Origin of the sequence: Pseudoalteromonas sp. GW168-MNA-CIBAN-0100, from assembly GCF_040309225.1 — a bacterium.
Classification (GTDB): domain Bacteria; phylum Pseudomonadota; class Gammaproteobacteria; order Enterobacterales; family Alteromonadaceae; genus Pseudoalteromonas; species Pseudoalteromonas arctica.
In genome coordinates this window covers 173,467-181,354 of record NZ_JBEOOL010000006.1, presented here as the reverse complement: position 1 = coordinate 181,354, position 7,888 = coordinate 173,467, and the positions used below count along the sequence as shown (strand labels likewise).

Genomic DNA, 7,888 nt, shown 5'->3' with positions numbered 1-7,888 from the left:
GTTAATGGAAAACCTTAATAAATAGTGGATCAATATTCAAATGGTGGAGTGGATCACTTTTCGGTTGTTGTTGACATTAGAGTCGATATATAGGGAACGTTAATTAGTATTTAAGTTATAAAAATTTTTGACAACTTTCATGTGGATCTTAGGAAAATAGAGAAAGAAAAATTTGGGGGTAATCTACAGATCAATGTTAAACATTACTTGGTCAAACATCCTCACTGATTTTAGAGCTTGGAGATAGCTAATCATTCAAAGCTTCAAGATACTGAACTTCGGCTATGTGCCAACAGCAGACATTGACATTACTTTTCAAAAACCTCTGAATTGGACAGCTAAGCCACCATTGCGGTCGTTCATCATCAAATTATTAATGCTAACTTTGTGCGCTTTATAGTCCTTTCAGTCTGAATAAACCTATAATTAGGGTGTTCAGATCATGTGCCTATCTCATTCGAATATTGTGCGCTCATTATTTTGATGATTCCCTTATGACTTCTAATCTACTAAGCAGACATTAAAATTCACGGCTAAATGTGACCTAAAACAATTGGTATTTAGAAGTTATTATGAGTATTTTGGAAAGCTAAAAGTACCTGTAGAAATCGACACACAAGTTTATTGTTTATTGCCCTCATTATATTCCTATTGTTCAACGTTAATTGCGAGCCTAGTCGCCGTGATTTTACATCATTTTTTTTGTCCTAATAGAAAAGTATTTAATCATTACTTTGAAAGTTAAGCTAATTCTGAACATGAGATTCAACTTTAATTAATAAATTTACGGGCAATTTTGTTAGTAAATTAACAGGGAAATAATCACCACCTTTATACATAGCTCCATGACCGATAGATCTACTATTGCTGCGTTCATACAATTGCAAACTCGTTGGCTGTGAAAGGGTTAACGTATTAAAAACGATATGTTCTTAATTTTAAGCTATTTTACTTTCTGTCAAAGGTATTGAGAACTGAGCTACAAAAGTATTACCATTATTTGCCAGTGTAATTGAGCCTTTATAGTTTATCGCTATGGTATCTACAATAGATAAGCCAAGACCGGCACCCTCTGCTGAACCGCTACGCCAAAAGCGCGTAGTCATTTTGTCAATGTCTGTGGCGGTAACATTAGCCGTGTTGCTAACATTAATATTTAAAAGGCTTTCTGTAACGTTAATGGCCATTAAAACAGGTGTTTTTGGGGGACTGTATTTTAAAGCATTATCGAGCAGGTTACGGCAAACAATAGCGATCATAGCTGATGGGATAACGGATATGAGTTCTTTTCCTTGTATTGAATAAGCTATACGTTCACTACCTTGCGTTGTCTCATTTATCATGTTTTTAATGAGTAATTCAACTGACCAAGTTTCGTCAGTATGGACTTGGGTGATTGCATCAATATTTGCCAGTAAAAGTAAATTGTCTAATATAGAATTTAAACGCTTTGTGCTTTTACTTACCTGCAATAAAGCTCGCTGTTGCTTGTCTCCTGTTGTTAGTTCAGCAAGTTGGGCTTGAGCCAATATACCCGCTAACGGTGTTCTAAGCTCATGTGCAGCATTACTGGTAAATTGCTTCTCTCTTGATATCACTTCAGCTAATCGTGCCATTAGTGCATTTTGGCTGTTGATCAGTGGTTGCAGTTCTTTTAATGGTTGCTGTATTTGAATGGGAGCAAGGTCTTCACTACCGCGTTTTTCGAGTGCTGAAGTTAGTAGCATTATCGGTTTTATGCCTGTACCAATTGCAAACCATAATAAACCTAACGTAATTAAAATCGCTAATGCAGGGGGAATAAGAATACTTTTAAGCAGATCATAATATAAAGAATCACGCTCAGAAACCTTATCTGCAATGGTTATTTTATGTTGGCTGGTGATTAAAGTGAACGTACGCCACGCTGTACTTTCAGCTTGAATATAATGGAACCCAGATTCAACTGCTGTGCTATTGGGAAAAGTGCTGCTATTGCTTGTTGCTATAATACTGCCGTGCAAAGAGCTTATTTGACAGGTTAATCCCTTTGCCGTACCAACTTCATTGGCTTCCATTATTGCTGGTAAAGAGGCTGACATAGCACTTTGTGGCACATGCGCTAATATATTACTTAGCATTATAGCGGTAGATTCTAGACGTTTATCAAAGCTGACGTCTAATTTATGACTAAGACCCGTCACCATCCAAACACTGGCTAATAGCCAAAAACCAATAAATACGGCTGCCACTAATATTGTTAGGCGAAGGCGCAAGCTCATTGTTCAGTTACTTCAATTGAGCCTAGTCGAAATCCAAAACCCCGAATAGTTTCTATGCCTTTAGTTCCTATTTTTTTACGTAAATTAAATATATGTACATTCAGGGCATTACTGGCTACGTCGTCACATGTGCCGTATAAAACATCTTTTAATTGGCTTTCAGATAAAATACGTTGTGGATTGTTAAGAAATATTTTTAAAAGTAAATCTTCGTTCCGAGATAAGGGGATATGTTTGTCATTAATTAATAGTTTGTGTTGTTCTAAGTGATAAGTCAGCAGGCCATGTGAAATGGTGTTTGTTAGTCTGTCGGTTGTGCGTCGCTTTATACTGTACAAACGCGCTAATAACTCTCTTAGGTCAAATGGCTTAACCAAATAATCATCAGCGCCATTCTTTAATCCTGTTACTTTGTCGTCAATTGAATTACTCGCCGTGAGTATTAGTACCGGCAATGAGTGTTGATTTTTTCGCAGCCATGTTAGCCACGTTATACCATTTCCATCCGGTAAATTTAGATCAAGAATACAGAGATCGAAGTTGCTTTTATTCAAGATATTTTTTGCATGACTTATTGAAGCAACATGTTCCACAGCCATACCTTCACCCGATAAAAAAGTGCTAATGGCATCAGCAATAACAGCATCATCTTCAACTAATAAAATATACATTTTTGCTCAAATACAATTCTTATGCCGCTAAGATTAACGTGAAAAAGCGCAGGAGAACAAGCGATAAATTAAGTTTTTAGCAGGGTTTAGCGAATGAACTTTTTCTTAATGTTGGCTTAATATTAGCGATTTATCATTGGTAAGTTAATGGAAAAAAGATGTGGTAAATAAATGCTAAGTATTGCTGTAGGGCCGATAGTTCTCTCAATTTCACAATTAATTACTCTGGTAGGGTTATTTATGTTTTGGGGAATAACTTATCTTCAAACACGTAACAATGCAAAACAGAAACAGTTTTTAGAGTATATATTCACAGCCATTATTATTGGTTTTTTAACCGCACGATTGACCTTTATAATCGCTATGTGGCAAAGCTACCAAGAGAATTGGTGGCAATTAGTAAATATAAGTGATGGTGGCTTTATACCTAGCACAGGTTGGGGCGCTGGTGCCTTGGTACTGATGTTTTATGCTAGACGTAATAAATTGTTCATTAAAGCTTATTTTACATCGGCATTAATTACTTTTTTCTGTTTAATTATTCCTACTTTTTTTGCTGTTATTTATCAAGCAGCAGTCGAACTGCCTAGCTCACCTTTACGTAATATTGAAGGCCATGAAGTCGATTTAAGACGCTATAAGGGCACGCCAGTTGTTATTAATTTCTGGGCATCTTGGTGCCCACCTTGTCGTAGAGAAATGCCGGTATTAGAAGCCGCTCAAAAACATAACCCTGAGCTTGTTTTTGTCTTTGTTAATCAAGGCGAAAGCCTGCTTAGTGTTAAAAATTTTATTGATTCAACAGCGTTGGATTTAAAAAATGTTTTCATCGACCCCACTAGCAATGTTAGCCGAGAAACTGGCGCCGCAGGGCTACCAACCACATTATTTTATAATGAAAAAGGGCAGTTAGTTACTAGCCATATGGGCGAATTATCTCAAGCTAGCTTGCGTTATTACCTTAATCAAATTAATTCCGTCGTACCTTTAAAAAAAGGATAAACCTATGAAAATATCAATTTTATTTACATTTTTTTGCCGTTAAATCTTACTGCTACAGAAACAGTTAACTACCCAGCACCCTTAACGTTATTCACTCAGCAAGGTGGTGAAGTGGTCAGTTCTTTTAAAGCGCCGGCAAATATGACTGGCTATATCGCTAACTTTCAAAATGAGACTATTACTTTGTATGTCACTGAAGACGAAAAGTACTTATTTACCGGCCCATTAGTGGATACTGAAGGTAATTCTGTAGGTGAAGAAAAGCTGAATGCTTATGTTAATGGTCCAAAGGCGGTTAAGAATTGGCAAGCCCTTGAAAACAGTCATTGGGTAAGAGATGGCTCTGCGTCAGCCAAGCGTATTGTTTACACTTTTACGGATCCCAATTGTCCTTATTGTAAGCAGTTATGGGATAAGGCACGGCCTTGGGTTGATTCAGGAAAAGTGCAAATTCGTCATATTTTAGTCGGTATTTTAAAAGCAGACAGCTTAGGAAAAGCCGCGGCCATATTAAGCGCGGATAATCCTGAAGAACAATTGAAAAAATTAGCTGGCTCAGGATTATTTCAGTCTATAAAACCAATTGAGAACCCAGAAAAAACGATCCGTGACAAGCTAATTAACAACTATAAAACCATGCTGTCTTTAGGTGCCCGTGCAACTCCAGCTACTTTTTATCTAAATGCAGACGGAGAATTTAATAAACAAATTGGCTTGCCTCCTGAGTCAATATTAGCCGATATTTTTGCCCCAAATGACGGTAAGTAGAGTTTAGTCAGATGAATTATATTTTATTAACAGAGGCTAAATAAATGTGGTTAGTTAAGCTCGCTCTTCGTCAACGTTATACGGTTGGCGTATTGGTTATACTGTTGTTGCTGTTTGGCATTAGGTCTTTACAAAAAACATCTACTGACATTTTACCTTCAATTGATATTCCCTATGTCAACGTATTGTGGCAATACCCAGGTCTTAGTGCCTCTGAAATGGCGTCAAAAATTTCATCATTTAGTGAAATTGCCATCATGAATAACGTTGACGATGTAAAGCGTGTTCAATCTGAAAATGGTAATGGCTACTCGCTCATCCAAGTCAGTTTTCACCCCAGAGCAAAGTTAGCTGTTGCACTATCGCAAATTACCAGTGTCTCTCAAACCATTTTAAAGCGGCTACCAAAGGGAATGACCCCACCGTTAATAGTTAATTATACGACGTCAAGCGTACCTATACTTCAACTCGCCGTTTCTTCTCAAACGATGACTCAGTCTCAACTGTATGATTACGCTCGACTAACTCTAAGACGACAATTGCAGTCAATACCTGGCTTACGATTGAGCCTACCTTTTGGTGGAGCTCCTAGACAACTAATGGTAGATATTGATCCCGATAGATTACAGGTGCATGGACTAACAGCAAAAGAAGTAGCCATGGCTATTTCGCAACAAAACATTACGTTACCGACTGGTATTTTACGTGAAGGAAAAGTGGCCTTTACCGTTTCAACTAATGGGAGTCCGGAAGGTGTAGCTGAGTTTAAAGCTATCCCCATTAAATATAGCGAACATGGTCTAATTCAACTTCAAGATGTTGCAACGGTTCGTGATGGTGGCGCTGTTGCAACTAGTTTAGCTCGTGTAGATGGGCAAGCAGGCGTTATTGTTTCTATTTTAAAACTAGGGAATTCATCTACCGTAGATATCATTAATGAAATCAACCGTCGTTTACCAAACATACAAAAAGGTGCGCCTAAAGGCTTAACCTTAACGCCTATATTTAACCAATCTAAATTTGTTGTGGCTTCTAGAAATGCAGTGTTAATTGAAGCGGTAATAGTCGCCCTTTTAGTCGCTCTGGTCGTTTTAATTTTTATTGGCAGTGTTCGCAGCACAGCCATTGTGCTTACTTCTATTCCATTAGCCCTTTTAGCTTCTCTTACAGGGTTAACTTTTTTTGGTCACACATTAAATCTCATGACATTAGGAGGGTTAGGATTAGCAATCGGTATATTAGTCGATAATGCCTTGGTGGAAATTGAGAATATTAACCGCAACTTAGATTACGGCAAATCAATTCGACAAGCCGTAATTGATAGCGCCAAGCAGGTGGTATTTCCTGAGCTTGTTTCAACGATGAGCATATGTATCGTTTTAATGCCTATATTTTTGTTAAGTGGTACAAGCGCATACGTTTTTGAGCCTTTAGCCTTAGCGGTTCTACTCGCTATGATTGCATCTTTTATACTCTCAAGAACATTGGTGCCCATACTCGCATTTTTATTACTGAAAAATGAACGTGAAAATGTAAACCGAAATTCGTTAGTGCACAAAGTCCACATTAAGGTTGAAAAAAAATTAGACCGAATTATTGCGGTGCATTTATTAAACTTAAAGCGACTATTGAGTTGCCGCATCTTAGTACTCACTGGAGTGAGTATCGTGGCAAGTATCATATTAACTTCTTCGTTTATGATGCTTGGAAAAGACTACTTTCCTAAATCTGACGCGGGCGGAATTCGATTACACCTTAGAGTTGAAAATGGTGTACGACTAGAAGTGGCTGCAAAACAGTTTGCGAATGTTCATCAATTAATTAGAACGATAATCCCTGCTAACGAAATTCAGGCCATTGTTGAGAATATTGGACCTCCAGATGCTATAAATCGAACTTGGATTAGTTCTATGATTAGCACGTCTTCAGAAGGCGAGATATTAGTACAGTTAACCCCTGATCATGCACCAACTGACCTTTATATTAGAAAAATCAGAGCTCAGTTAGCGTTACAATTCCCTGACTACCAAGTGCTATTTCGTCCTGCTGATATTATTTCCCAAACACTTAATGGCACTGCTAGTTCTGCCATTGAAGTAAAAATCACAGGCCGAGATATAAAAGGAAATTTACAGGCCGCCACAAAACTAATGAGCAAGTTAAAAAATGTTGAAGGTGTTGCTGATATTATCATTGATCAAGTTACGGCCTGGCCTGATATCAATCTCAATATTGATAGAATACTTGCAAAAAAACTAGGTGTGAATATGACTGACATCAGTCAGACCCTATTAGTGAGCCTAAGCTCGAGTGCAAACTTATTCCCAAACACATGGGCAAATAATGGCATCAGTTATATTGTTGCGGCTCAAGTTCCACCCTATCGTTTAGACTCGTTAAACACTTTGTTAAATACGCCAGTTAAAGCCACTAATTCAGCTCAGGGAACCGTATTATTAAAAAGCCTAGTGAGTGTAGAAAAACGCGCTCGACCTGCATTAATTAAACGGCAAATGTTAGCCCCGACAATCAGTATATTGATTAACGTTGATCAACGCGATTTGGGTTCGGTTTATACCGACATCACAAAAAACGTTGCGTCGACAAAGGCTACTCTTAAAGCTGGCAATAAAATCATTATTGAAGGGCAAGCAAAAGACATGCTTTTAGCCTACAGTGACTTGGCTACGGGTATGGTGATGGCTGCAATTTTAGTATTTCTATTGATGGTAATAAATTTCCAATCTTGGGCCTTGCCACTTGTGGCTTTAAGCGCAATGCCTATGGCCATTAGCGGCTCTTTGCTTGCCCTATTCCTCTCAAATACGCCGTTAAGTGTCTCCGCATTTATGGGCATGATTATGGTAATGGGAGTAACAACGGCAAATAGTGTTTTAGTTGTTAGCTTTGCCAGGGCTGAAATGCTTGCGGGAAAACTAGCAAAAAATTCAGCATTGTCTGCGATAAAGACAAGGTTTAGACCGGTAATTATGACAGCTATAGCTATGTTGGTTGGCATGATCCCCATGGCATTAGCATTGGGAGAAGGAGCAGAACAAAACGCTCCTCTTGCAAGAGCTGTTATTGGAGGCTTAATTTTTGGCACACCAGCAACTTTGACATTAGTACCACTAATACTGAGCTTTCGAAATAAGCCAATGTTTCAAGATATCGAGGAAAACTAAA

General features: G+C 38.1%; 5 protein-coding genes. 3 read left to right on the top strand and 2 right to left on the bottom strand.

Translation table 11 applies throughout. The annotated features are described in order from the left end of the window. Positions 1-938: 938 nt before the first annotated feature. Positions 939-2,261 (bottom strand): histidine kinase dimerization/phospho-acceptor domain-containing protein, encoded by a 1,323-nt coding sequence (locus tag AAEY62_RS05565; RefSeq protein WP_024592047.1) that lies wholly within the window; start codon positions 2,259-2,261, stop codon positions 939-941. After that, positions 2,258-2,932 carry a response regulator transcription factor gene (locus AAEY62_RS05560; protein ID WP_024592048.1) on the bottom strand — a complete coding sequence of 225 codons (675 nt, stop codon included), beginning with the start codon at positions 2,930-2,932 and terminating at the stop codon, positions 2,258-2,260. Before AAEY62_RS05560 ends, AAEY62_RS05565 begins: the two co-directional genes overlap by 4 nt. A gap of 171 nt (positions 2,933-3,103) precedes the next feature. On the opposite strand from AAEY62_RS05560, the gene AAEY62_RS05555 reads away from it, so the two are divergent. Genes AAEY62_RS05555 through AAEY62_RS05545 form a run of 3 tightly spaced genes read left to right on the top strand, consistent with a single transcriptional unit; the run spans position 3,104 to position 7,887 of the window. Next, positions 3,104-3,934, top strand: coding sequence for a TlpA disulfide reductase family protein (locus AAEY62_RS05555; RefSeq protein WP_024592049.1), 831 nt, complete (start codon positions 3,104-3,106; stop codon positions 3,932-3,934). Positions 3,935-3,967: 33 nt separating this feature from the next. Continuing rightward, positions 3,968-4,702 (top strand): thiol:disulfide interchange protein DsbG, encoded by a 735-nt coding sequence (dsbG, locus tag AAEY62_RS05550; protein WP_024592050.1) that lies wholly within the window; start codon positions 3,968-3,970, stop codon positions 4,700-4,702. 44 nt (positions 4,703-4,746) lie between these two features. Then, positions 4,747-7,887, top strand: coding sequence for an efflux RND transporter permease subunit (locus AAEY62_RS05545; RefSeq protein ID WP_024592051.1), 3,141 nt, complete (start codon positions 4,747-4,749; stop codon positions 7,885-7,887). Position 7,888 lies beyond the last annotated feature (1 nt).

Coding starts and splice junctions, on each gene's coding strand:
- AAEY62_RS05565 (WP_024592047.1), bottom strand. CDS start 2,261: ATGAGCTTGCGCCTTCGCCTAACAATATTAGTGGCAGCCGTATTTATT.
- AAEY62_RS05560 (WP_024592048.1), bottom strand. CDS start 2,932: ATGTATATTTTATTAGTTGAAGATGATGCTGTTATTGCTGATGCCATT.
- AAEY62_RS05555 (WP_024592049.1), top strand. CDS start 3,104: ATGCTAAGTATTGCTGTAGGGCCGATAGTTCTCTCAATTTCACAATTA.
- AAEY62_RS05545 (WP_024592051.1), top strand. CDS start 4,747: ATGTGGTTAGTTAAGCTCGCTCTTCGTCAACGTTATACGGTTGGCGTA.